Source organism: Luteibacter sp. TLI7-4A (assembly GCF_056754745.1).
The window spans coordinates 1814089-1839691 of record NZ_JBPGWO010000001.1; the positions used below are offsets into that span (position 1 = coordinate 1814089).

General features: G+C 66.7%; 15 protein-coding genes. 1 reads left to right on the plus strand and 14 read right to left on the minus strand.

The window, feature by feature from the left end; translation table 11 throughout:
- Positions 1 to 2: 2 nt before the first annotated feature.
- From treZ to asnB, 13 genes are all read right to left on the minus strand, one after another.
- A complete protein-coding gene (gene treZ, locus ACR9Y6_RS07965; RefSeq protein ID WP_481280815.1) occupies positions 3 to 1754 on the minus strand; it encodes a malto-oligosyltrehalose trehalohydrolase in 1752 nt (583 codons plus the stop codon).
- The gene (glgX, locus tag ACR9Y6_RS07970) at positions 1751 to 3859 is read right to left on the minus strand and encodes a glycogen debranching protein GlgX (RefSeq protein ID WP_481280816.1); all 2109 of its coding nucleotides are present in this window, start codon (positions 3857 to 3859) and stop codon (positions 1751 to 1753) included. Before glgX ends, treZ begins: the two co-directional genes overlap by 4 nt.
- Positions 3860 to 3870: 11 nt before the next feature.
- Entirely contained in the window at positions 3871 to 6129 is a 2259-nt protein-coding gene (glgB, locus tag ACR9Y6_RS07975; protein WP_481280817.1) for a 1,4-alpha-glucan branching protein GlgB, read from the minus strand.
- Positions 6051 to 9368 carry a maltose alpha-D-glucosyltransferase gene (treS, locus tag ACR9Y6_RS07980; protein ID WP_481280818.1) on the minus strand — a complete coding sequence of 1106 codons (3318 nt, stop codon included), beginning with the start codon at positions 9366 to 9368 and terminating at the stop codon, positions 6051 to 6053. Before treS ends, glgB begins: the two co-directional genes overlap by 79 nt.
- A gap of 3 nt (positions 9369 to 9371) precedes the next feature.
- A complete protein-coding gene (locus tag ACR9Y6_RS07985) occupies positions 9372 to 12644 on the minus strand; it encodes a maltotransferase domain-containing protein (protein WP_481280819.1) in 3273 nt (1090 codons plus the stop codon).
- A gap of 160 nt (positions 12645 to 12804) precedes the next feature.
- On the minus strand, positions 12805 to 13440 hold the full coding sequence (locus ACR9Y6_RS07990) for an FMN-binding negative transcriptional regulator (protein ID WP_481280820.1): 636 nt from the start codon (positions 13438 to 13440) through the stop codon (positions 12805 to 12807).
- Between the two features lie 2 nt (positions 13441 to 13442).
- On the minus strand, positions 13443 to 14450 hold the full coding sequence (gene zipA, locus ACR9Y6_RS07995; protein WP_481280821.1) for a cell division protein ZipA: 1008 nt from the start codon (positions 14448 to 14450) through the stop codon (positions 13443 to 13445).
- Positions 14451 to 14473: 23 nt separating this feature from the next.
- Positions 14474 to 17974 carry a chromosome segregation protein SMC gene (gene smc / locus ACR9Y6_RS08000; RefSeq protein WP_481280822.1) on the minus strand — a complete coding sequence of 1167 codons (3501 nt, stop codon included), beginning with the start codon at positions 17972 to 17974 and terminating at the stop codon, positions 14474 to 14476.
- A 321-nt stretch (positions 17975 to 18295) separates the two neighbouring features.
- Positions 18296 to 18556 carry a BolA family protein gene (locus ACR9Y6_RS08005; protein WP_426287884.1) on the minus strand — a complete coding sequence of 87 codons (261 nt, stop codon included), beginning with the start codon at positions 18554 to 18556 and terminating at the stop codon, positions 18296 to 18298.
- Between the two features lie 2 nt (positions 18557 to 18558).
- On the minus strand, positions 18559 to 18858 hold the full coding sequence (locus ACR9Y6_RS08010; RefSeq protein WP_481280823.1) for a YciI family protein: 300 nt from the start codon (positions 18856 to 18858) through the stop codon (positions 18559 to 18561).
- A 26-nt stretch (positions 18859 to 18884) separates the two neighbouring features.
- Positions 18885 to 20417: a lysine--tRNA ligase gene (gene lysS / locus ACR9Y6_RS08015; protein WP_481280824.1), complete on the minus strand. Its 1533-nt coding sequence runs from the start codon at positions 20415 to 20417 to the stop codon at positions 18885 to 18887.
- A gap of 61 nt (positions 20418 to 20478) precedes the next feature.
- A protein-coding gene (gene prfB / locus ACR9Y6_RS08020; protein ID WP_481280825.1) for a peptide chain release factor 2 occupies positions 20479 to 21604 on the minus strand; the annotation gives its coding sequence in 2 pieces (ribosomal slippage) (positions 20479 to 21528 and positions 21530 to 21604; 1125 coding nt in all).
- A 182-nt stretch (positions 21605 to 21786) separates the two neighbouring features.
- Positions 21787 to 23457 carry an asparagine synthase B gene (gene asnB, locus ACR9Y6_RS08025; RefSeq protein ID WP_481280826.1) on the minus strand — a complete coding sequence of 557 codons (1671 nt, stop codon included), beginning with the start codon at positions 23455 to 23457 and terminating at the stop codon, positions 21787 to 21789.
- A 365-nt stretch (positions 23458 to 23822) separates the two neighbouring features.
- Here asnB and ACR9Y6_RS08030 point away from each other — a divergent pair, with 365 nt between their 5' ends.
- Entirely contained in the window at positions 23823 to 24251 is a 429-nt protein-coding gene (locus ACR9Y6_RS08030; protein ID WP_481280827.1) for a hypothetical protein, read from the plus strand.
- Here ACR9Y6_RS08030 and ACR9Y6_RS08035 read toward each other — a convergent pair.
- A complete protein-coding gene (locus tag ACR9Y6_RS08035; RefSeq protein ID WP_481280828.1) occupies positions 24215 to 25570 on the minus strand; it encodes a formimidoylglutamate deiminase in 1356 nt (451 codons plus the stop codon). The two genes, ACR9Y6_RS08030 and ACR9Y6_RS08035, sit on opposite strands and share 37 nt — an antisense overlap.
- Positions 25571 to 25603 lie beyond the last annotated feature (33 nt).

Consider the following 25603-nt stretch of genomic DNA (forward strand, 5'->3'; position numbering starts at 1 on the left):
AATCAGGACTCCAGACAGGCAAGCGTGCGGCGGGCGGGAAGCAGCCCGCGCGAAACGGAAGCGACATCGGCGGCATCGCCATGCAACCAGGCCGCAGACGGCGATGGTGGCTTCACGAGGGTGACGTCGATGTCGGCGAAATTGACGAACAACGTGAGCGACGACCCGCCCAACGACCAGGACGCCACGAAGGCGCGCTCGCCCACCGCTTCAGCCCCGAGGCTGCGCGCCTGCCCGATATGCGGGGAAACGTGCTTTTGCCGCGCCGCGATCAACTCACGAACGAGCGTCCGGCGCAGTTCGCCGCGTTCGCGATCCCTCGCGGGAATGGAGGCGGTAAACGTGGCGTATTCGTTGGGATCGGGAATGTCCTCGCCGGAGAATCCGGTGAAGGCGTCGAACTCCTTGCGCCGGCCATCGCGCACCGCCGCGCGCAAGGCCTCATCGGGAAAGTCGGTGAAGAACAGGAACGGCGTCCGGCTGGCCCATTCCTCGCCCATGAACAGCAGGGGTACGAAAGGCGACAGCAGGAGCAGCGCGAGAGCGGCCTCGAGCATTTCCGGGGAAACGAGCGTGCTCAACCTGTCCCCGAGCGCGCGGTTGCCCACCTGGTCGTGGTTCTGCAGGAAGTTCACGAATCGCGATGGCGGCAGGTGGGCGCTGGGCTCTCCACGACGGCGACCGCCCATCGGTTCGCCCTGAAAGGCGAAGCCTTCGCGAAGACAGCGCAGCAGCTTGTCCATCGGCGGGTGGTAGTGCGCGTAATAGCCCTCCCCCTCCCCGGTGAGCAGCACGTGCAGCGCATTGTGGAAATCGTCGTTCCATTGCGCGTCGAACCGGCCGCGTCCGAGCAGGTTGGCCTGGTTGGCTTCGTTCTCGAGAATGAGGTGCACATGGCGTCCCGGCTCCACGGCGGCGTGCACGCGATCCGCCAGCGTCACCAGCCAGCCGGCATTGCCGATCGCGTGCACCGCATCGAAGCGCAGGCCGTCGAAACGGAACTCCTGCAGCCAGTACAGCGCGTTGTGCACGAAGTAATCGCCCACCTGCGGCGTCGCCACGCCGATGGCCGCGCCCCACGGCGTATGCGCCGATTCGTCGAAGAACGGCGACGCATACGCGCCGAGGTAATTGCCCTCCGGTCCGAAGTGGTTGTAGACCACGTCGAGGAAGATCATCAACCCGAGTCCATGCGCCGCGTCGACCAATGACTTCAGGTCGTCGGGTGACCCATAGGCATCCGCCGGGGCGAACGGCAGTACGCCGTCATAACCCCAGTTGCGTTCACCCGCGAACTCGGCGATGGGCATCAGTTGGACGGCGGTGATGCCCAGCGAGGCGAGGTGCGGCAAGACCATCTCCACGCCACGGAACCCGCCGAGCGCACCCACGTGCAACTCGTAGATCACGGTTTCGTGCCAGGGCCGGCCGCGCCAACCGGCGTGCCGCCACGCATACGCGGCGGGGTCGGTGACCATGCTGAAACCGTGCACGTCGCCACCGACCTGCCGGCGCGAGGCAGGATCGGGCACCGCCAGGTCGTCGTCGATGCGAAAGCGATAACCGGAACCCACCTCGGCCGGACACACGCATTCGAACCAGCCGTCGTCCAGCGCGCGCATCGGCGAGACGTGGCCGTCGTCGCATTCGATCGACACCGCGTCCACGTCGGGAGCCCAGAGCCGGAAACGGGTGCGGCCATCGCCCAGGTGCCTCGCGCCATACGGCATCGGGTGGACGAAGGTATCGCTCATGCCGGCTCCGTCCTCGCCGACGCGGTCAGGAGGATCACGCTGCGTCCTTCCACCTCGACCGACGGCTCGCTCCAGGGCGTTTCCGGCGCGGACGGCATGGCGCTGTTGCAGCTCATCCGCCAGTTCACGGCCGGCTGGGGAAGGTGGAACACGTGCTTCTCGGGCGTGGCGTTGATCAGCACCAGGGTCACGTCGGCGCGCTTTTCCCCGTACGCCTGAGCGCGGCGCAACGCCAGCAGGCGGCCCTCCGTGTAGCCCCAGGTCTCCTGGGTCATTTCCGTGCCGCTCTCGTCGAACCACGCCACCTCGCGCATGCCCGGCGCCACTTCGGTATCTCCGCGCAGGAAATGCGCGGCCCGCAGCGTCGGATGCTTCTCACGAAGACGGACCAGGCGCGCGACGAAGTCGGTAAGCTCCCTGCCCCGTTCGTCCGTGGCCAGCTTCCAGTCGTACCACGACAGTTCGTTGTCCTGGCAGTACGCGTTGTTGTTGCCCTGCTGCGTGCGGCCGAACTCGTCGCCGCCCAGGAGCATGGGCGTGCCGTGCGAGAAGAACAGCGTGGACAGCATGGCGCGCTTCACCCGGTCGCGCGCGGTACGGATGCCGGGATCGTCCGTCGGCCCTTCCACGCCGTAGTTGTAGCTTTCGTTGTCGTTGCCGCCGTCGCGGTTGTCCTCGCCGTTGGCTTCGTTGTGCTTGTCGTTGTAGCTGACCAGGTCTTCCAGCGTGAACCCGTCGTGCGCGGTGAGGAAATTCACCGACGCCCAGGGCTTGCGCCGATGATGGTCGAACAGTTCACCGGAGGCTTGCAGGCGCCCGGCAAGCACGCCGCGCATGTTGGAATCGCCCTTCCAGAACTTGCGCACGTCGTCGCGGAACTGGCCGTTCCACTCCGCGAAACCCGCGGGATGATTGCCCAGCTGGTAACCGCCGGGGCCGATGTCCCAAGGCTCGGAAATCAGCTTCACGTTCGCCAGCACCGGGTCCTGGCGCATGGCGTCGAACAATCCGCAACAGGGATCGAAGCCGTGTTCCTCGCGCCCGAGGCTCACCCCGAGATCGAAGCGAAAGCCGTCCACGTGGAAGGTCTGCACCCAATAGCGCAAGGAGTCCATCACCAGCTGGAGTACCCGCGGATGCGCGGTGTTCACCGTGTTTCCGGTGCCGGTGTCGTTGATGCAATAGCGCGGGTTGTCCGGCATCAGCCGGTAATAGCTCTTGTTGTCCAGGCCCCGGAACGACATGGTGGTACCCAGCTCGCTTCCCTCGCAGGTGTGGTTGTAGACCACGTCGAGGATCACTTCGATGCCGGCCGCGTGCAGCGCCTGCACCGCCGCGCGAATCTCGTTCAGCGCGCCCTCGGCGAGATAGGCCGGCTCGGGAGCGAAGAAGGCCAGCGTGTTGTAGCCCCAGTAGTTGCGCAGCTTCATCTCCGTGAGGCGCCGGTCCTGCAGGAAGGCATGCACGGGAAGGAGTTCCACGGCGGTGACGCCCAGCTTCACCAGGTAGTCGATCACATAGGGATCGGCCAGCGCGATGAAGGTACCGCGCTCGTGCTGGCGGATGCGCTTCAAGGTGCGCGTGAAACCCTTCAGGTGGGTCTCGTAGATCACCGTCTCGTTCCACGGCGTATGCGGCCGGTTGCCCTGGGTCCAGTGCATCGGTTCGTCGACGACCACGGCCTTGGGCATCGCCGCGGCGCTGTCGCGCCGGTCGAACGAGAGGTCGGCGCGCGGCGAAGACACCCGGTAGCCATGCAGGGCATCCGACCATCGCACCTGCCCGTGCAGCAAGCGCGCATAGGGATCGAGCAGCAGCTTGTTGGGATTGAAACGATGCCCTTCCTCGGGAGCATAAGGGCCATGGGCGCGGAAGCCGTACAACGTGCCGCCGCGGACGCGCGGCAGATAGCCGTGCCAGATCTCGTCGGTACATTCGGGCAGTTCGTAGCGTGCGATTTCCCGCTTGCCCGACGGATCGAAAAGGCACAGTTCGATGCGCTCGGCGTGGGCGGAGAACACGGCGAAGTTGGTTCCCATGCCGTCACAGGTGGCACCGAGCGGGTACGGCATACCAGGCTGCATGCGTTCGGGAAGGGCGGGCATCGGATTCCTCGTCAGTCGGCCACGAAGATGACCGTGGATAGGGGCGGCAGGCTGACCACCAGCGAGCGGTCGAAGCCATGCGAAGGAACGTCTTGCGCGTGTCGTTCGCCTTCGTTGCCCACGCCGGATCCGCCGTAATCCGCCGCATCGGAATTGATCGCTTCGCGCCAGCGTCCTCCTTCGGGCACGCCGATGCGGAAGCCGTGGCGAGGCGTTGGCGTCATGTTGCTGACCACCAGGGCGGGACGCGCCCCCTCGGCCAGGCGCAGCCAGGCGAAGACGCTCTGCGCGGCGTCGTCGCCGATCACCCAGCGGAACCCGCGCGGATCGGTGTCCCACGCATGCAGGGCGGGTGTCGCGGCGTACAGGAGGTTCAAGTCGCGCACGAGCTTCTGCACGCCCAGGTGCAGGGGATGGTCGAGCAGGTCCCAGGCGATCTGGGCATCGTGGTTCCACTCGTGGGGTTGGGCGATCTCACCACCGGTGAACAACAACTTCTTGCCGGGATGTCCCCACATGAAACCGTAGTACGCGCGAAGGTTCGCAAAGCGCTGCCACTCGTCACCGGGCATGCGGCCGAGCAAGGAGCGCTTGCCGTGCACCACCTCGTCGTGGGACAGCGGCAGCACGAACTTCTCCGAATACGCGTAAACCATGCTGAATGTCATCTCGCCGTGGTGCCAGCGCCGGTGGATCGGATCGCGCGATATGTACTCCAGCGAATCGTGCATCCAGCCCATGTTCCACTTGAAGGTGAAGCCCAGGCCACCCTGCTCCACCGGCTGGGTCACGCCGGGCCACGCCGTGGATTCCTCGGCGATGGTCATGCAATCCGGATGGCGCTCCGCCACCAGCTGGTTGACACGGCGCAGGAAGGCGATGGATTCCAGGTTCTCGCGGCCGCCGTACATGTTCGGCACCCATTCGCCCTGCTTGCGCGAGTAGTCGCGGTAGAGCATGGACGCCACCGCATCCACGCGCAGGCCATCGACATGGAAGCGTTCGAGCCATGCCAGCGCACTGGCGACGAGGAAGGCCGATACCTCGTTACGGCCGAGGTTGAAGATCAGCGTATTCCAGTCCTGGTGGAAACCTTCGCGCGGATCGGCATGTTCATACAACGGCGTGCCGTCGAAGTGTGCCAGGCCATGGATGTCCGTCGGGAAATGCGCCGGCACCCAATCGACGATCACGCCGATGCCTGACTCGTGGCAGCGATCGACGAAACGTGCGAACGCGTCGGGGGTACCGAAGCGCGAGGTCGGCGCGAACTGCCCCAGCGGCTGGTAACCCCACGAGCCACCGAACGGATGCTCGGAGACCGGCAGCAACTCGATATGCGAAAAGCCCATCCCGGCGACGTAAGGGATCAGGCGTTCGCCGAGTTCGTCCCAATGCAGCTCGCGGCCATCCCTTCCACGCAGCCACGACCCGGCGTGCAACTCGTAGATGCTCAGCGGCGAGCCTGCGTGATGCAGCGCTCCGCGCCGGCGCAACCAGGCGTCGTCGGTCCAGTGGAAGGCCGTGGGATCGGCCACGATCGAAGCCGTCGCGGGCGGCAATTCGGCGGCCAGCGCCACCGGGTCGGCGCGTTGGGTCAACGAGCCGTCCGCGCCCCATATCTCGTATTTGTAGCGCGCCCCCGCGAGCAGGCCCGGCACGAACAGTTCCCAGACGCCGGCCGGCACGCGCTTGCGCATCGGGTGACGGCGCCCGTCCCAGCTGTCGAAGTCGCCCACGACGCTGACACGCTTCGCATTCGGTGCCCACACCGCGAAGCGCACCCCATGCACGCCATCGATGGTGACCGGATGGGCGCCCAGGCAACGGAACAATTCGATGTGGCTACCGTCGGAAAGCCTGCGGAGGTCGTCCTCGCCCAGCAGGGTGCCGAAGGCGTAGGGATCGTGGGTATCCTGCGTGGCCGCCGGCCAATGCACCCGCAGCCGGTACGCGGGGGCCTCGACGAGCCCCGCGAACAGTCCCCCGGGATGAACCCGCGCCAGCTCGGCGATCACGTGGCCCCCGGCATCGATCAATTCGACGCCCCGGGCACCGGGTTGCAAGGTGCGAACCACGCGGCGTCCGTCCACCGCGTGCGGACCGAGCAACGCGAACGGATCGCCGTGCCGGCCTTCGACCAGCGCATCGATCGCGGCGGGATCGGCCAGGCCGTAGGTGCGGGGATCGGTCACGTATCCTCCTTCAGTTCGTTCGCCATCCCGCCACGCGCGATCTGCAGCAATCCACGCAACGGTACGTCGAGCCATCCCGGGCGGTTCGCCGCCTCGTAGACGACCTCATAGGCCGCCTTCTCGATGATGAAGAGTTCGAGCACGGGCGCCAGCGCCCCGGGCGCGATCCAGCGCACGGGCGCGGCATCGAGCACGCTGCGGTACGCGCCGAGGAATACCTTCGCCGAGCGCTCGCGGAAGCGGGCCAGGTAGTCGCCGAATCCTTCGTCCTCGACCGGCGCCAGGCCGTCTTCGCCGCGCCGTGCCATCGCCGCGGCGTAGTCGAGCGAGCGAAGGAAGCCGGCGACATCCCGCAGCGGCGAACTCTTGCTGCGACGCTCGTCGAGCGTACGTGCCGGCTCGCCTTCGAAATCGATGATGTAGGCATCGTCCTGCACGACCAGCACCTGGCCCAGGTGGAAATCGCCATGGGTGCGCGTGGCCAGCGCGCCCTGCCCGGCCGCCGCCAGCATGCCGACGCGCTCGTCCAGCGCGCGCGCGAGGCCGCGCAGTGCGTCCACGTCGGCGGCCAGGGCGGGTGGCAGTTCCGCCTCTGCATCCACCGACAGCAACGCGCGCTCGACCTGGCCGCGCACGCTTTCACGCCAGGCTCGCACCATGGCCTCGCCCACCGGCTCCGGCGAGAATGCCGGGAGTTCGCTCGGCTTCGCCAGCAACGCATGCAGTTCAGCCAGCCGTGTACCGACGGCCGTCGCGAACGCGTCGTAGCCGCCCTCGATCTCCGCCTTGCGGTCCTCCTCGCCGGAATGGCTGAATTCGTCGTAGCTGCGGCGCAGGTAATCCAGCGTCCACGCCCACGCATCGCCCTGGTTACGCAGGAAACCCTGCAGGACCGCGAGCGTGGTCCGCTCGCCATGGTCACCCAGGCGCACCACCTCGCCCAGCAGCGGCGCGGTATTCGCGTAGCCGTTCTCGGTGAGGAAGCGGCTCATTTCCACTTCGGGATTGACGCCGGCCGAGGTACGCCGGAACAGCTTCACCACCCCGGCATCGTGCAGGATCATCGAACTGTTCGATTGCTCGGTGGCAATCCAGCGATTCTCGATCGTCGCGTCGAACGCGATGCCCGCAAAGGCGATGGTGGGCTCGAAGCGCACGACACCCCCTTGCGTCGCCAGCTCCACGCCGTTGCGCAAGCCGATGAGGAGGCCGCTGGCGAACGCCTCCAGCGCGAAACCGTCGGTGAGCAGGCCGATCCGGCGCCCACGGCGGACGCGTGCCAGGGCCAGTTGTTGCGCCCGCGCGGTCGGATTCTCGTCTTCCCAGACGATGCCCACCGGCAGGCTGTAGCGCTCCTTGCCCCCGTCCGACAGCGTGGCTTCCACCTCGGTGAGGATGAGGTCGTCGCCACGGTCGGGCCAGGCGGCGCCGTAGAGGATCTTCACCGATTCGATGCCACGATCCTTGGCCGCGAACCACCGGCGCACGGCGAGGTAGTTCGGCAGCACCTGTTTCTCGATCACGCCGCGGTGATGAGCCATCACCGGCCCTTCGACGAGGGCGCCGCGCAGCACGAGCGTCTCGTAGTCGGGCATCGGTTCGGCTGGTACCTCGTGCCACACCGGCATCTGCGCGTTTGGACAGATCTGGAACGCATAGAAACCGTACGGCGGCACGGTGAGCAGGTACGGCAGCTGTCCCACCGGCGGGAACGAGGAACCACCCATGATCTCGATGGGCACCTGCCCGTCGAACGTGGCGAGGTCCAGTTCCACCGCCTGCAACGAGCGCGACATGTTCGCCACGCACAGCACGTGCTCACCCTCGTACTCGCGCAGGTAGGCCAGCACCTTGCGGTTGCCGGGGTAGAGGAATTTCAGGCTGCCGCGTCCAAACGCCTTGTAGCGCTTGCGCACGGCGAGCATGCGACGTGTCCAGTTGAGCAGGGAGTGCGGATCGCGCGCCTGCGCTTCCACGTTGATGGCCTGGAAGCCGTACAACGGGTCCATGATCGGCGGAAGGACCAGGCTCGCCGGATCGGCGCGCGAGAATCCGCCGTTGCGATCCACCGACCATTGCATCGGCGTGCGCACGCCGTCGCGATCGCCGAGGTGGATGTTGTCACCCATGCCGATCTCGTCGCCGTAATACAGCACCGGCGTTCCAGGCATCGACAACAGCAGCGCGTTCATCAGTTCGATACGGCGGCGGTCGCGTTCGAGCAAGGGCGCGAGGCGGCGGCGAATGCCCAGGTTGATGCGCGCGCGGCGATCCGCGGCGTAGGTTTGCCAGAGGTAATCGCGCTCGTTGTCGGTCACCATCTCGAGGGTCAGCTCGTCATGGTTGCGCAGGAAGATCGCCCACTGGCAGTTATCCGGGATCGCCGGGGTCTGCCGCATGATGTCCGTGATCGGGAAGCGGTCCTCGCGGGCGATCGCCATGTACATGCGCGGCATCAGCGGGAAATGGAAAGCCATGTGGCATTCGTCGCCGTTGCCGAAGTAGTCCTGGGTGTCCTCGGGCCACTGGTTGGCCTCGGCCAGGAGCATGCGGTCCGGATAGTGCTGGTCGATCTCGGCGCGTATCAGCTTGAGGATCGCGTGCGTCTCGGGCAGGTTCTCGTTATTGGTGCCCTCGCGCTCGATCAGGTACGGCACCGCATCCAGGCGCAATCCGTCCACGCCCAGGTCCAGCCAGAAGCGCATCACGTCGAGCACCGCCTTGAGCACCGCCGGGTTGTCGAAATTCAGGTCCGGCTGGTGCGAGAAGAAGCGGTGCCAGAAGTACTGGCCGGCCACCGGGTCCCATGTCCAGTTCGATTTCTCGGTATCGATGAAGATGATGCGCGTGCCGTCGTAGGCCTGGTCGGTGTCCGACCAGACGTAGAAATCCCGCGCGGCGGAACCTTTCTTCGCCTTGCGCGCGCGCTGGAACCACGGGTGCTGGTCCGAGGTGTGGTTGATGACCAACTCGGTGATCACGCGCAATCCCCGCGCGTGGGCTTCGGCGATGAAACGCCGGGCGTCGGACAACTTGCCGTAGTCGGGATGGACCGCCTTGTATTCGGAGATGTCGTAACCGTCGTCCCGCCGCGGGCTCGGATAGAACGGCAGCAGCCACAGCGTGTTCACGCCCAGCTCGGCGATGTAGTCGAGCTTCTCGATCAGGCCCTGGAAATCGCCCACGCCATCGTCGTTGGCGTCGAAGAACGACTTCACGTGCACCTGGTAGATGATCGCGTCCTTGTACCAGAGCGGATCGCTGGAGAAATCGGGAGCGACCGCCTGCTTCTTTCCCTTGCCGCGCATTGCCATGGATCAGACTCCCGGAAGCCGCACGTGCCACACCGCGTAGGGCTGGCCGAGGCCGAGCCATACGTGCTGCGTGGACCCGCGCCAGGTGGTGGATTGGTCGTGCAGAAGGTCGTGGATGTCGAGCGGAGCATCCGCCGATAACCCCCAGTCGCCGAGCGGAAGGCTCAGGTCGGCCGCCTGGGCGTTGTGCGGGTCCATGCTGATCGCGACGAGGATGAGGTCGTCGCCGGCACGTTTCTCGAAGAACAGCACCTGGTCGTTGTTCGCCGGCAGGAAGCGCACGCCCAGGTGGGTCTGCAAGGCCGGATGCGCACGCCTGATCCGGTTCAGCCGGGTGATCTCGGCCACGATGTTGCCTGGCGCATCGAAATCACGGACCCGTATCTCGTACTTCTCCGAATCGAGGTATTCCTCCTTCCCGGGAATCGGCGCGGATTCGCAGATCTCGAAACCGGAGTACATGCCCCACAACCCCGACAACGTCGTCGCCAGCGCGGCGCGGATCAGGAAGCCCGGGCGTCCGGAGGTCTGCAGGAAATACGGGTTGATGTCCGGCGTGTTGACGAAGAAGTTCGGCCGGAAGAAATCCTTCGGCGGCGTGGTGGTCAATTCGGTCAGGTAATCGATGAATTCCTGCTTGGAATCGCGCCACGTGAAATAGGTGTACGACTGGCTGAAACCGACCTTGGCCAGGCGATACATCGGCTTGGGACGCGTGAAGGCCTCGGAAAGGAACAGCACGTCGGGATACTTCGCGCGAACCCGCGCGATCATCCATTCCCAGAAGGGGAAAGGCTTCGTGTGCGGGTTGTCGACGCGGAACGTGCGCACGCCCTCCGCGGCCCAGAACAGCACGACGTCGCACAACGCCTGCCAGAGCGATGGAACCGCGCCATCGACGTAGAAGTCGACATTGACGATGTCCTGGTATTTCTTCGGCGGGTTTTCCGCGTACTTGATGCTGCCGTCGGGGCGCCAGTCGAACCACTCGGGGTGCTCCTTCAACCATGGATGGTCGGGCGAGCACTGGATCGCGAAGTCCAGGGCCAGTTCCAGCCCGTGCGCGTGGGCGGCGTCGCGCAGTGCGCGGAAGTCCTCGATGGTTCCCAGCTGCGGGTGGATCGCGGTATGGCCGCCTTCCGGGGAGCCGATCGCGTAGGGGCTGCCCGGATCACCGGGACCCGGGCTGAGCGTGTTGTTCGGCCCCTTGCGGAACGCCGTGCCGATGGGATGGATCGGCGGGAAATACAGCACGTCGAAGCCCATGTCGCGGATCGCCGGAAGGCGCGCGATCGTGCCGCGGAACGTACCGTGCTTTTCCTTGGCTTCGGTCATGGAACGCGGGAACAGCTCGTACCAGCTCGCGAACCCGGCTTCGCGCCGGTCCACCTCGAGCAGGTACGACCCCGCCACGGTCGACCGCTCGCGCGGATCGGTCGCGCTCATCAACTCCAGCGTGCTGTCGGCGAGCAGGATTTCCAGGCGATCGTCGCCTTCGGCCTTGGCCAGGGCCGCGGCGAGGTTGCGCAAGGCCTTCGCCTTCGGGCCGGCGGCATCCTTCGCACGCGCTTCCACCAGCAACCTGCCCTCCTCCAGTTCCAGGGCGATGGGCACGTTCGCAGCGTGCTTCAACTCGATTTCATGCCGGTAGGTCGCGAACGGGTCGCGCCACGCCTCGATCTGGAATTCATGGCGACCGATGCGCGTCGGCGTGAAACTGGCGGCATGGAGGTCGTTGTCGACGAAGGCCATCGTCGTTTCGCGCCAGCTCTTTTCGTCCTGCGCGCGATATCGCAACCGTGCGGCAAGCACGTCGTGACCATCCATGAAGATGTCCGCCGTGACCGCGACCGGCTGGCCGACGATGCACTTGGCGGGAAACCGCCCCCCATCCACCGTCGGCGCCACCGCCTCGATGACGACCCGAGGCGCGCGGGTGGATGCCTGCAGGAATTCCTTCTGGGCCAGGACCCCGAGCTTTCGCTTCGCCGGCACCGCCTGCGTGCCCTGCAAGGTCAGCACGGCGCCCGGCTCCAGGATCACCCCGTCGCCCTGGTCGAAGATCTTGCGGCCGTCGGATGTGGTCCAGGGAGCGAAATGGGCCGCCGCGCCGGCCAATGCCTCCGCCGCGCCCAGTGCCACCTCGCGATCCAGCGAGGCGTTCACCAGCGTCAGGGTGGCGCGTCCAGCGGTGCGCGGGTCCGCACCATCGACGGTGAGGAACATTGCCACGCCATGGGTCGTCCGGACCAGCGGCGGCCCCGGCATGCGTTCACCCACCGACTCGTTCGCCGCCTTCACCGCTTCCGTGGCATCCAGCACCGCGTCCCTGGCCAGCGCCGCAGGCGTCACCGGGTTACCGCGACGGGGGTCCAGTGCGTCGTGCACGGCGTACTCGAACCCGAGCGGCATCATCCATCCGGCCGGCGACGTAGCGCTGAAGGCGATGGCGCGACGATAGGCATGATCGAGCTGGTTCTCCTCACCCAGTGCGTCACCCAACCGCGTCGAGAACGGCGCCTCGGTGCAGGCAAGGACGGGCGCTAACGCTTCGAGGCGTTCGGCCTCCTCCACGAACCACGATGAACGGAAGTCCCACCAGCTGGCCGACGAGACCACGGCATCGAAGCCGGCGCCACGCAAGGCAGCCACTTCCTCCGGCGTCAGCCCCGGTGTCCACGCCAGGAACGCCGTCCGGGGCGCATCCGCCCGCACGGCATCGAGCAGTGTCTTCCACACCGTCGCGCGCAGGCGCTGCGGATGGACCAGGCGAAAACCCGACACACCCGCGGCCGTCCAGCGGCGCAAGCGGTCGATCCACCACTGGCAGGCAGCATCGACCACGTCGGGATCGTTGAACCGCCAGCGCACGCTATCGCTTTCGCTCGGCGTCCAGCGCGGGTCGGGCGTGCCGTGCTGCGCGGCCACCGCGCGAAACCATTCCGGATGTTCCTGGCGCACAGGCGCATCCGCGGCGAGCTCGTCGAGGGGAAGGTCCAGCCAGAGTTCGAGGTCGTGCGCACGACACGCCTTGGCGATCTGTGCCAGCCGCGTCGTCGCGTCGCCGTCCGCGCCGAGGGCGGGGTGCAGCCGGTCGAAGTCGCGTGTCACGAAGACATCGCCACAGGCCGACGGTTCGAACGGCGGTGCGATCAGCAGTTGGCGGAATCCAAGCCCCGCCGCGTGCTCGATCCACGCGTTCCAGGCGGTCAGCGGCCCCGCCAGCAGCGGGTGCAGGTAATAGATGCGAAATGGCGCACACGGGCTGGCCGACATGTGACTCGCGTTCCTCCAGGATGGGGACGAGCATGCCGGGCCGGATGTATGCATCGTGCCAATGACCCGGGCACGCGAAGGCCACGACAGTGACGCAGAGGGGTGTTGCGACAGTGTGAACGCACGTCGCAAGGACGACGGGCCGGCTGGAACGGGCCCGCTAGGCTCCGAACGAGCGCATGGCCCGCGCGATGGCTTGTTCGTCGTCGCCGGTCCGTTCTGCGAGCAGGGCCGCCGCGCCGAGGCGGTCTTCCGCGGTGCGGTTCTGGCCCAGCTTCCATTTGCCCTCGACACGATCGAGGGGGATGCGGATGCCGACGATGCCGTTGAGCATGCCCGCGAGGTAATCGGCCGGCGCGTCGTCCACCCGCCATGGCCGCGGCTGCGCCGCGTCCTTCTCGGATTGACTGGTCAGGCGCACCAGCAAGGCGCGAAGGCGGGCCGGGTCGGTGAACGTCTCCGGCACGCCGTAGGCATGAATGGCGATGTAGTTCCAGGTAGGCACTTCGCGATGGTGCGTGGCCTTGCCTGGATAGCCGTTCGGCGAGATATACGCATGTGGGCCGGCGAAGATCGACAAGGCCTCCCCGGCGTGCCGGGCGACATGGTCGTTGCCTTTCGCCACGTGGGCGTAGAGCGTGCCCAGCGGCCCCTCGTCCGATGCCAGCACGAAAGGCAGGTGCGAGGCCTCGATGCCACCCTCGCCCGCCGTCACCAGCGTGCCGAAGGCGATCTCGCGGATCGCCTCGTGCAGCGTTGGCAGGCGTTCCTCGCGGAAGGCTTTCGGCGTGTACACGACTATTGGCCGAACTTGATCTCTTCGCCCTCGTGGCCGCGATCCCAGCCACGCAGTTCGTCGCGCATGTGCGCGATGCGCTGGCGGCCGAGGGCGTTGCGTTCCTCGTCCAGGACCAGGCCGTCGAGCAGTTCGGCGAGGCGCTGCGCCGTGGGCAGCATCGCGTCCCATGCATCCAGTGCCGACACCGGGCCTGGCAAGGCCATGAAGAACGACAGGCCCGGTGTTTGCAGCGTCGCGATGCGTGCCATGTCGAAATTACCCGGCTTGACCAGATTGGCCACGCTGAAGATGGGGCCCTGTTCCGGATGGCCATCGACCAGGCGATGGTAGATGCCCATGTCGCCGAACTCGAGGCCCGCTTTTTCCGCGGCCACGACGAGGTCGGAACCGTTGAACTTGCTGCCCTCGCGGGAGACGACATACAGGCTGACGATGCGCTCGACCGGCGCATGCGGCGGGCGGCGGCCCAGGTCGGACCGGGGCGGTGCCTTGACGGGTGCCGGCGGCATCACTGGGGCCGGGGCGGGAGCCGGGGCCGGGGCTGGCGCGGAGGCGTGGACCGACGGTTCGTCGACCTCGAACGGCAGGTCGAGGCGTGGATCGACCCGGGACGACGGACCACGGGGGGCGGGTTCCTCCTTGATGACGGGGGCGGCCGAAGCCGTGCGCTCGCCCGCCAGCGAGGCGCCCAGCCGCTCCAGCTCGGCACGCAGGTCGACATCGAGTTCGCCCTGCGCCGGCTTCGGACTGAACAGCGGGTCGCCGGCGTCTTCGTCACGCGCGCTGAAGGATTCCCGCGCCTCGGCGTCCAGGTCGTCCCGCTCGTCGCCGAACACCGGCTCGCGGCGCTCGCGCGCGCGTTCGGGCTGTTCCTGCACCGGTTTTCGGCGCCCTTGCTCCTTGCGTGGCTGGCCGAACAGCCAGAGCAGCACGAGCACGACGATGCCGACGAAGAGCATCGGGATGCCTACCGCGGGATTCCAGGCGAGGCCGATGACGGGGTTCATGGTCGATTCCTTGGATGTGATGCTTAGGCGACGCCGACGAGCTTGGTTGCCTCGGCCAGGTCGACCTGGACGAGACGCGACACGCCCGGTTCGCGCATGGTAACGCCACAGAGCTGGTGCGCGGCTTCCATCGTGGCCTTGTTGTGGCTCACGAAGATGAACTGCACCTTCTCGCTCATCTCGCGGACCATGGCCGAGAAGCGGCCGACATTGGCCTCGTCCAGCGGCGCATCCACCTCGTCCAGGAGGCAGAATGGCGCGGGATTGAGACCGAAGATGGCGAACACCAGCGACACGGCGGTAAGTGCCTTCTCGCCGCCGGAAAGCAGCGTGATGTTCGACACGCGCTTGCCGGGGGGCCGCGCCATGATTGCCACGCCGGTGTCGAGCAGGTCTTCGCCGGTGAGTTCGAGATAGGCGTGGCCACCACCGAACAAGCGCGGGAAAAGCTCCTGCACGCCCGCGTTGACCCGGTCGAACGTTTCCTTGAAACGCTGGCGCGTTTCGCGGTCGATCTTCTTGATCGCCCCTTCGAGCGTCTCCAACGCGCTGGCGAGATCGGTCAGCTGCGCGTCGAGGTATTCCTTGCGCTGCGACTGCTCGGCGTGCTCCTGGATCGCGGCGAGGTTGACCGGCTCCAGGCGGGCGATCTTCTGCGACAGTTCGACCAGCTGCTGCTGCCAGCGCTCCGGTTCGGCGTCCTCGGCGAGTTCGGCGAGCAAGGCCTCCAGTTCGAGCCCGGAGGCGGCGATGGCCCCGGCGAGCTGCTCCGCGCGCAGTTGCAGGGCCTGCGCGGCGAGCCTCTTTTCCGACACGCTCTCACGCACCTGGTTGAGCACGTGCTCGATACGCTGCCGCTCCTGTTCGAGGCGGCGGAATTCGGCGTCGCAATCTTCCAGGGCACGGCGTGCTTCGACCAGTTGCTTGTCGACCAGCAGGCGCTGGTCGAGGTAGGTCTGCCGCTCGGCCTCGAGTTCGGCGATGGGGTCGGACCCCGCGGCGAGTTGCTGGTCGATCTCGTCACGGCGCGCCATGACCTGGCGAAGCTGCGTGTCGAGGCGGCCCAGCGCCTGTTCCAGTGAACCGAGCGCGGAACGCTTGGACTCCATGCTCAACGCGAGCTGGTGGGCCTGCTCGGCGGCTTCGCGCGCGTTGATCCTCGCTTCCTCGCGTGCTTCGAGCAGCTCGCGGCGTTCGTTTTCCAGCCCGCGGCGCTCGTCTTCCCGATCGCCCATGTGGCCCACCGCCTCGTCGAGGCGCGCACGGGCTTCGCGGGTCTGTCCTTCGAGTTCGTCGAGCTGTTCGACGATGACCGAGATCTCGCCGCCGACCTTTTCGGCGCGGGCGCGTGCCGTTTCCATCTTGCCGCGATGGCTCTGCAACTGGCCGGCCAGTTCGGAAAGTCGGCGATGCGCCGCGTAGAGATCGCGCTGCGCGTCGTCGCGCTGGCGTTCGGTCTCGAACTTGCGCGTGCGCAGTGTTTCCAGTTGTTCGGTGCGCTCCTCGATGGAGGCCTCGAGCGTTTCGATCTGTTCGGCGAGCTGGCGGATGTCGCGCTCGCGGGCGAGCACGCCCACCTGGTTGCCCTGCGCGCGCAACACACGGGCCCAGCCCGGCCCCATCCAGGCGCCATCGCGGGTGATGACCGACTGGTGCGGCGCCAGCGAGGCGAGCCGCGAGGCGGCGTCCTCGACCGAATCGGCCACGAAGACATGACCGAGCAGGTTCACCGCGGCCAACGGTCCGCGCACATGGGCGGCCAGCGTACCGGCGCTGCCGGGGCCGCCTTGCTCGCGCGCGAACAAGGCGACGTCGGCCTGGCCCAGCGCTTCGAATTCCGGCGTCAGCGCTTCCGGGGCGTCGACCAGCACGCCATCGAGCACGCCGGCCAACACGGTTTCCACGGCGGATTCGTAACCAGGATCCACTTGCAGGGATTCGCCGAGGCGGCGCGAGCGGTCCAGGCCGAGGCGGGCCAGCCAGCCGCTGGCGGCGGTTTCTTCCTGGCCCAGCGCCGCGCTTTGCAGGGCTTCCAGCGAAGCCTGCCGGCCGCGCGCGGTCTGCAACTGCTGGCGGGCATCGTTCAACGCCGACTGTACCTGGCGTTCCTCGTCGAGCACCCGTTCATAGGCGACCTTGTGCTGGTCGAGCACGCCGCCGAGTTGCTCCACCCGTTCGCGATGGGTCTCGTGTTCGGTGTCCAGTTGCTCGGCGGCCGCGTCGAGCGCGGCGACGTCGGTGGCGCGCTGCTCGGCTTCCAAGGCCTCCCGGCGCTTGGACAGGTCGACCGCCTGACGGTCGAGGTAGGCCAGCTTGGTGCGTTCCACTTCCGCGGCGCGGCTGGATTCGGAGGCGCCGCGCGTATGCGTGTCCCAGCGCTGCTGCCAGTCGGCGAGCCTGGCTTCCGTCGAGCGCTGCGCCTCGCCCGTCTCGTCCTGGATCTGCTGCAGCGATTCCAGCTTCGGCTCGCCTTCGGCCAGCGCCATGCGCAAGGCCTCGATCTGTTCGCGATCGGCGCCGATGTGGCCCTGCAGTTCCTCGTATTCCCGATCGGCATCGGCACGCGAACGCGTAAGGCGCTCGTTGAGGTCGCGGTTGTGCCGCACCTGTTGCTCGACGCGCGCTATCTCGGCGCCGACCTTGTACACCTCGGCCTGCACCTGGTTCATGTGTTCGCTGGCGCCCTGATGGCGCTCGCGCACGCTTTCCAGCTGCGCCTCCACCTGGCGCTGCGTGGCGAGGTGTTTCTCGATCTCCAGCTCGGCCTCGCGCAGGCCGGAGCCCTCGCCCTCGTGGCGACGGTGAAGCGTGCGGTATTCCAGCGCGCGCAACTCGGCCTCCCGGCGGGTGTGCTCTTCCTTGAAGGCCTTCCAGCGCTCGGCGGCGCGGGCCTGGCGATTCAGGTGGTCGAGCTGTTTCTCGACCTCGTCGCGCACGTCGCGCACGCGGTCGAGGTTCTCTCGCGTGGACTTGATGCGGCTCTCGGTCTCCTTGCGGCGCTCCTTGTACTTGGAGATGCCGGCGGCCTCCTCCAGGTGCGTGCGCAGTTCCTCCGGCGCGGCCTCGATGATCTGGCTGATCATGCCCTGCTCGATGATCGAGTAGGAACGGGGCCCGAGGCCCGTGCCGAGGAAGAGGTCGGTGATGTCGCGCCGACGGCAGCGTGCGCCGTTGAGGAAATAGGCGGACTGGCCGTCGCGGCTGACCACGCGCTTCACCGAGATCTCGGCGAAGCTGGCGTATTCGCCCTGGATGGTGGCGTCGCTGTTGTCGAAGATCAGTTCGACCGCGGCCTGGCCCACGGGCTTGCGCGCGCTCGAACCGGAAAAGATGACGTCGGTGAGCGAGTCGCCGCGCAGGCGGCTGGCGGCCGATTCACCCATCACCCATCGAATGGCGTCGATGATGTTCGACTTGCCGCAGCCGTTCGGGCCGACGACGCCGGTCATGTTGGTGGGCAGGTGCAGCGTGGTGGGGTCGACGAAGGACTTGAAACCCGCCAGCTTGATCGTGGTCAGACGCATTATGGTTTCCGTTGGGACGCGGCCGTGGACTCCGTTCGGGAGCCTCCCCCTGGCTGATCGATCACTTTGCCAAAGGGGGACGGGGTGCGCAATACACGAAGCAGCATGAGGTTAAAGCGCTAACCCGTTGTTTTACCGAAAAGCCACCTTCGGTTCGATAAGCCAGCCTTGGTGTGGGAGCCGCTTTCAGGTGGGAGCCGACCCTGTCGGCGATGGGTGCTCGCCGTGACCTGGCCCGCTGCCGCGGGATCGCCGACAAGGTCGGCTCCCACCGGGCCATGATGGCTCCCTCTGATCCGAGCGCTGGCTCCCCGGTCCGGATTATGGCTCCCCAGGGGCTTTCGCCTCGATGGCCAGGGCGTGGATGCCGTCGGGCATCATCTCGGCGAGGGCCGCGTACACCATGCGATGCCGCTGGATCGGGTTCTTCCCGGCGAAGGCGGGGCTGACGATCCGGGCGAAGAAATGGCCCTTGCCCTCTCCCGAGTGACCCGCGTGCTTGTGGCCTTCGTCGATGACATCCAGCTGGACAGGGGCCAGGGCCTCGGTCAGCAGGGTGCGGATGCGTTCGACTTTCTCGATCGTCATGGCAGGGTCACGCGGAACGGGCGGACCGAAACCTCGCGGTAGACGCCCGCCTCCACATAAGGATCCGCATCCGCCCAGGCCTTCGCCGCGACGAGGTCGTCGAACTGGGCGACGATCATGCTCCCGTCGAAACCCGCCTCGCCCGGGTCCTCGGAGTCGATGGCCGGAAACGGGCCCGCCAGCTTGAGGCGTCCTTCATCGAGCAGGGCCTTCAACCGGGCGAGGTGCGCCGGACGCACCGCGAGACGCCTCTCCAGCGAATTCGGATGGTCGAGGGCGACGATGGCATAGAACATGGAAATCTCCGGGTAACGAGGCCGGATCAGGCCTCGGGACGCATGGTCGGGAACAGCAGCACGTCGCGGATCGACGACGAGCCGGTCAGCAGCATGACGAGGCGGTCGATGCCCACGCCGAGGCCGCCGGTGGGCGGCAGGCCGACCTCGAGCGCGCGGATGTAATCGGCGTCGTAGTGCATGGCTTCGTCGTCGCCAGCGTCCTTGGCGTCCACCTGTGCCTGGAATCGCGCGGCCTGGTCTTCGGAATCGTTCAGCTCGGAGAAGCCGTTGGCGATCTCCTTGCCATTGATGAACAACTCGAAGCGGTCGGTGATGCCCTTGTCCGTATCGCTCTCGCGCGCCAGCGGCGAGACCTCGACCGGATGGTCGGTGATGAAGGTGGGCTGGATCAGGGTGTGCTCGACGGTGGCCTCGAAGACCTCCAGCAGCAGCTTGCCCCAACCGTACGATGGCTTCACGTGGATGCCCAGGCGCTTCGCGTGCGCTGCCATGGCCTCGCGGTCGCGCAGTTCGCCCGGCTTGATCTCGGGGTTGAGTTCGAGCACGGCGTCTTCCATGCGCCAGCGGCGGAACGCCGGGCCGAGGTCGACCGTGGCGCCATCCCATTCGATGACCGTGCCGCCGACCACGTCGGTGGCCGCGGAGCGGATCATGCCCTCGGTGATATCCATGATCTCGTGGTACGTGGCGTAGGCCTGGTACAGCTCGAGCATCGTGAACTCGGGATTGTGCCGCGTGGACACGCCCTCGTTGCGGAAGTTGCGGTTGATTTCATAGACGCGGTCGAAGCCGCCGACGACGAGGCGCTTCAGGTAGAGCTCCGGCGCCACGCGCAGGAACAACGGGATATCCAGCGCGTTGTGGTGGGTGGTGAACGGACGCGCCGTGGCACCGCCGGGAATGACGTGCATCATCGGCGTTTCCACTTCCATGAAGCGGCGTGGCTCGGCTTCGAGCCAGCGGCGCACGTGGCTGATGATCTTCGAGCGCAGCGCGAACGTGCGGCGCGATTCCTCGGTGACGATGAGGTCGACGTAGCGCTGGCGATAGCGCTGCTCCACGTCGGCCAGGCCATGATGCTTGTCCGGCAAACCGCGCAACGACTTCGTCAACAGGCGGATAGCGTCGACCTTGACCGAGAGTTCGCCGGTCTTGGTGCGCATGAGCACGCCCGTGGCACCGACGATGTCGCCGAGGTCCCAGCGCTTGAACGTCTCGTAAGCGTCTTCACCCAGCGTGCCCTGGTGGACGAACAACTGGATGCGGCCCGTGCCGTCCTGCATCTGCACGAAGCTGACCTTGCCCTGCCCGCGCATGAGGATGATGCGGCCGGCGACGGCGACGCGGCGGGGCGAGGCCTCGATGGCCTCCGCGGTCCAGGTGTCCTTGTCGGCGAATTCGGCCTGGAGATCACCCGCGAAGCTGTCGACCTTGAAGTCGTTCGGATAGGCGATGCCCTGCGCGCGCAGCGCTTTCAGTTTCTCGCGTCGCTCGGCGATGAGGCGGTTCTCGTCGGCGGCGATGGCGGAGGCTTCGGCGTTGGCGTTTTCGGTCATGGCGTGGTTTGGCGGCTTCTTGGGTAGGAAACGGGGGGCGCTGTCGCGCCCCCGGCGTGGATCAGGCGTCGAGGCGTTTCGAACCGGCTTCGAGGCCGGCCTTGAGGCTGGCTTCCACGAATTCGTCGAGGTCGCCATCGAGTACCTTCTGCGTGTCGGAGCGTTCGATGCCCGTGCGCAGATCCTTGATGCGCGACTGGTCGAGCACGTAGTTGCGGATCTGGCTGCCCCAACCGATGTCGGACTTGGTCGCTTCCAGCGCGTCCTTCTCGGCATTGCGCTTCTGCACTTCGAGCTCGTACAGCTTGGCCTTGAGCATCTTCATCGCGCGGTCGCGGTTGGCGTGCTGGCTGCGTTCGGTCTGGCAGGCCACGACCGTATTGGTCGGAACGTGCGTGATACGCACGGCCGATTCGGTCTTGTTCACGTGCTGGCCGCCGGCACCGGACGAGCGGTAGACGTCGGTCCTGAGATCGGCCGGATTGATGTCGATCTCGATATCGTCGTCGACTTCCGGGGAGACGAACACCGAGGTGAAGCTGGTGTGTCGGCGGTTGTCCGAGTCGAACGGGCTCTTGCGGACCAGGCGGTGCACGCCGATCTCGGTCTTGAGCCAGCCGTAAGCGTAGTCGCCTTCGACGCGGAAGGTGGCGGACTTGATGCCCGCGACTTCACCCGCGCTGACTTCCATCAATTCGGTTTTCCAGCCGCGCGACTCGGCCCAGCGCAGGTACATGCGCAACAGCATTTCGGCCCAGTCCTGCGCTTCCGTGCCGCCGGCACCGGCCTGCACGTCGACGAAGGCGGCTGCCGAGTCGAGTTCGCCGGAGAACATGCGCTGGAATTCCAGCTTGCCTACGCGGGCTTCGACCTTGTTCAGGTCGGTGACGATCGACTGCACCGTGGCCTCGTCGCCATCGGCGGCGGCCATCTCGAGCAGTTCCTTCGAATCGTCGAGGGTGCCGGTCATCTCGTCGATGCCGGTGACGATGCCGTCGAGCTGGGCGCGCTCGCGGCCCAGTTCCTGCGCGCGCTTGGGATCGTCCCAGACGGTGGGGCTTTCCAGTTCGCGATTGACTTCTTCTAGGCGTTCTTTCTTGACAGGGTAGTCAAAGGTACCCCCTAAGCGACTCGACGCGGCCCCGGAGGTCCGCGATCTGCGCGAGGATCGGATTGGTCTCGATCATGGTTGGCATGCCTGGTGGTGCGGGCGCGGGGCGCGCCGGCTAAAGCGGTGAATTCTAACAAATCGGGGCGTTCACCGCATGGTTTGGAGGGTGCTTTCGCAAGCACCCTTCGCCGACAGGGTCGGTTCCCACCAGGCTTGGGCCGGGTTCTTACCGGGCTTCGGGTCGGGCTCGGCCTCGGGTCAGGCGGGCAAGGCCTCCTGGTGTACGCCGCGGACCGCGCGGCCCGAAGGATCGGCCGCCGCCGCGAAGGCGGGGTCCCAGGCCAGGGCCGCCGGTGACGAACAGGCGATCGACTTGCCGCCGGGCACCGTGGCGGCGCAGGCCTCGCCGGGGAAGTGCTTCTCGAACAGCGCCCGGTAGAAGAAGGCTTCCTTGGTGGCCGGCGTGTTGACCGGGAAACGGGCGGCAGCCGCGGCGAATTCGCGGTCGGAAACCATCTTTTCCGCGTGTGCCTTCAACCCGTCGATCCAGCCATAGCCCACGCCATCGCTGAATTGCTCCTTCTGCCGCCAGAGGATCGATTCCGGCAGCGCACCCTGGAAGGCCTCGCGCAGGATGCCCTTCTCGATGCCCCTGCGTGCCACCATCTTCGCTTCCGCGTCGAAAGACATGGCGGTCTCCAGGAACTCGGTGTCGAGGAAAGGTACCCGTGCCTCGACACCCCAGGCCGACATCGACTTGTTCGCACGCAGGCAATCGTAATAATGCAGCGCGTCGAGCTTGCGGATCGTCTCCTCGTGGAACGCGCGCGCCGAGGGCGCCTTGTGGAAATAGAGGTAGCCGCCGAACACCTCGTCCGAACCCTCGCCCGAGAGCACCATCTTCACCCCCATCGCCTTGATCCGCCGCGCAAGCAGGAACATGGGAGTGGAAGCGCGGATCGTGGTGACATCGTAGGTCTCGATGTGGCGGATCACTTCCGGCAGCGCGTCGAGGCCTTCCTCGAAGGTATAGCGGAATCCGTGGTGCACGGTCCCGAGCGCCTCGGCGGCGATCTCGGCGGCTTTCAGGTCCGGTGAACCTTCCAGGCCGATCGCGAAGGAATGCAGGCGTGGCCACCACGCCTCGCCCCGGTCGTCCTCCTCGATGCGACGGCGCGCGAACCCCGCGGCCACGGCGGCGACGAGCGACGAATCCAGGCCGCCCGAAAGCAGCACGCCATAAGGCACGTCGGTCATCATCTGCCGGTGCACGGCCGCCTCGAACGCGGCGCGCAACGCGGCGGGCTCGATCGACTTGCCGCGAGTCGCGTCGTAGTCGCGCCACTGGGGTGTCCAGTACGCCACCGGCTCGCCGCGCTCGCTGTCGTACACGTGCCCTGGCGGGAACGGGGCCACGTCGGCGCATACCCCCACCAGCGATTTCATCTCGGAGGCGACGCACAGGCGCCCTTCCCTGTCGTGTCCCCAATACAACGGACAAACACCGAGCGGATCTCGGGCGATGAGGAAACGTCGCTTGCCGGCGTCCCACAAGGCGAAGGCGAAGATGCCGTTGAGCTTGCCGAGGAAGCCGGCGCCTTCTTCGCGGTAGAGCGCGTTGATCACTTCGCAGTCCGAGCCGGTGGTGAAGGCGTAATCGCTGGCGGCGCGCAGTTCGCGGTGGTTGTAGATCTCACCGTTGACGGCCAGCGCGAGATCGCCCTCGGGCGATCGCAACGGCTGCGCACCACTGGCGGGATCGACGATGGCAAGGCGTTCGTGAACGAGGATCGCGCCCTCGTCGACGTACACGCCGCTCCAATCCGGCCCGCGATGGCGCTGCCGTTGCGAAAGCTCCATCGCCCGCGTGCGCAGGGCGACCAGGTCGTCGCCGGCGGCGAGGCCGAACATCCCGAAGATCGAACACATGGACCTACTCTCCCGATGAGGAAAACGCGCAAAGAAAAAGGCCCGCCTGGTGAGGGCGGGCCTTCGGTGTATCCGGTGGTTTCACTTGCAACCGCCTACACGCCGACCCTCCCGAGGTTCCGGGCATTATTGGTATTGGCGTTATTGGCGGCGAGGCGAATCATGGGTCGACTAGAGCATGATCCGGAGCGTGATGCAAGCACCCATCGCCGCTGAAGCGGCTCCCACAAAAGCGGCTCCTACAAAAGGGACTCCTACAAAGGCGGCTCCCACGAAGGCCGCATACGCTGCGGGAGCCGCTCGCTTATCCTGTGGGAGCCGCTTCAGCGGCGATATCGGTCGAAGCAAAAGGCAAACGAGCCAGAATGAACACCCTGCTAGCCCTCGCCCTCATCTCCACCGGCCAACCCGCGCCAGCCTGGCTCGCCGGTGATTGGGAACCCTATAGCAACGCCTTCGTCGGCCTGCGCATGCTCAGCATCGGCAAGGACACCTTGAACTGGAAAGGCTGCAAGAACGTCCACTTCGACGTGCTGGAGTCCGAGGCCCACAGCGTGACGGTACGCCTGGCCCCCGGTAGCACGTGCTCGCTCGACGACGAACCGCCCACGCGCATGGACACGCTGCGCTTCACCCTGCGCGAAAATCGTTGCGACCTCGGCGTGAGCATATACGCCTCGCCCGAAGCGGCGAAGAAGAACACACCAGCGGCGGAAGGCCTCTACGGCAAGCCCAGGTGTCCCTCGGGCCCCGTCGGTCAGGCCGCCGCCAACCTCTCGACCACGACCCGATAAGCCTGCGCGGCGGAGGCCTCCGCCGCGTGCGCGAAATCGCGTACGCGCCACTGCCCGCCCACCATCACGTCACGCACTAGGGGCGTGTTCCCTGCGAACAGGAAGCTGTCCAGGACGTCCGCCTCCTCGCGCGCGGCGAGCAACGGCGAACGGTCGTCGAGGACGAGCAGGTCGGCACGCGCACCCGGGGACAAGCGCCCCACGTCGAGCCCCGCCGCGCGTGCGCCGCCCTGCAACGCACGCTGCCACAGGGCCGTACCCACGCTTTCTTCGGGACGCCGCGCCGCGACGTTGCGATGCCTCGTGATCAGGCGCTGCCCGTATTCGAGCCAGCGCAGTTCCTCGACCGGCGACACCGATATATGCGAGTCGGAGCCGATGCCGAAGGTACCGCCCGCATCGATGAAAGCCGCCAACGGAAACAATCCGTCGCCCAGGTTGGCTTCGGTGGTGGGACAGAGACCGGCGACCGCGCCGCTCTTGGCGAGCCGGTCGGTCTCGTGCGCGGTGAGGTGGGTCGCATGCACGAGCGTCCAGCGCGGGTCGATGTCAGCGTGGTCGAGCAGCCATTCGACCGGGCGTGCGCCACGCACGGCGAGGCAGTCCTGCACCTCGCCGATCTGTTCGGCGATGTGGATATGCACGGGAAGGCCACGTGCGATACCGGTGGCGAGCAACGCGCGCATGGCGTCCTCCGGCACCGCGCGCAACGAATGCAGCGCGATACCCAGGGTGAACATATCGTCCTGCATCGGCGCCAGCCGTTCGAGAAGGCTGACGAATCCACCCACGTCGTGGCGGAACCGTTGCTGTCGCTCGTTCAGGGGACGGCCGTCGAATCCGCCGGTCATGTAAAGCACCGGCAACAGCGTAAGGCCGATGCCCGCCTCCTTCGCCGCTTCCATGAGTGCCAGCGACATGGCCGCGGGATCGGCATAGGGCACGCCGCGCGGGCCATGGTGCAGGTAATGGAATTCGCAGACCTGCGTGTAACCGGCCTTCACCATTTCCACGTAGAGCTGTGTCGCGATGGCCTTGAGGTCGTCGGGATCGATCGCTTCGGCGAACGCGTACATGGTTTCGCGCCACGTCCAGAAACTGTCCTCGCCGGGGCCGCGACGCTCGGCAAGGCCGGCCATGGCGCGCTGGAACGCATGCGAATGGAGGTTGGGCATGCCGGGGAGGACGAAGCGGCCCACACGCCCGGCCTCTCCGGTGGCCACGGCGAAGCGCCGGCCGGCCACGGCGAGCGGAGCGTCCCCGCTGCGCCATGCGCCTTCCTGCCAGAAGAAGTCGGCGCTGAAGGCGGTGGTCGACATGGCGTGTCCTCGAGGGGGTGGATGCACGCATGG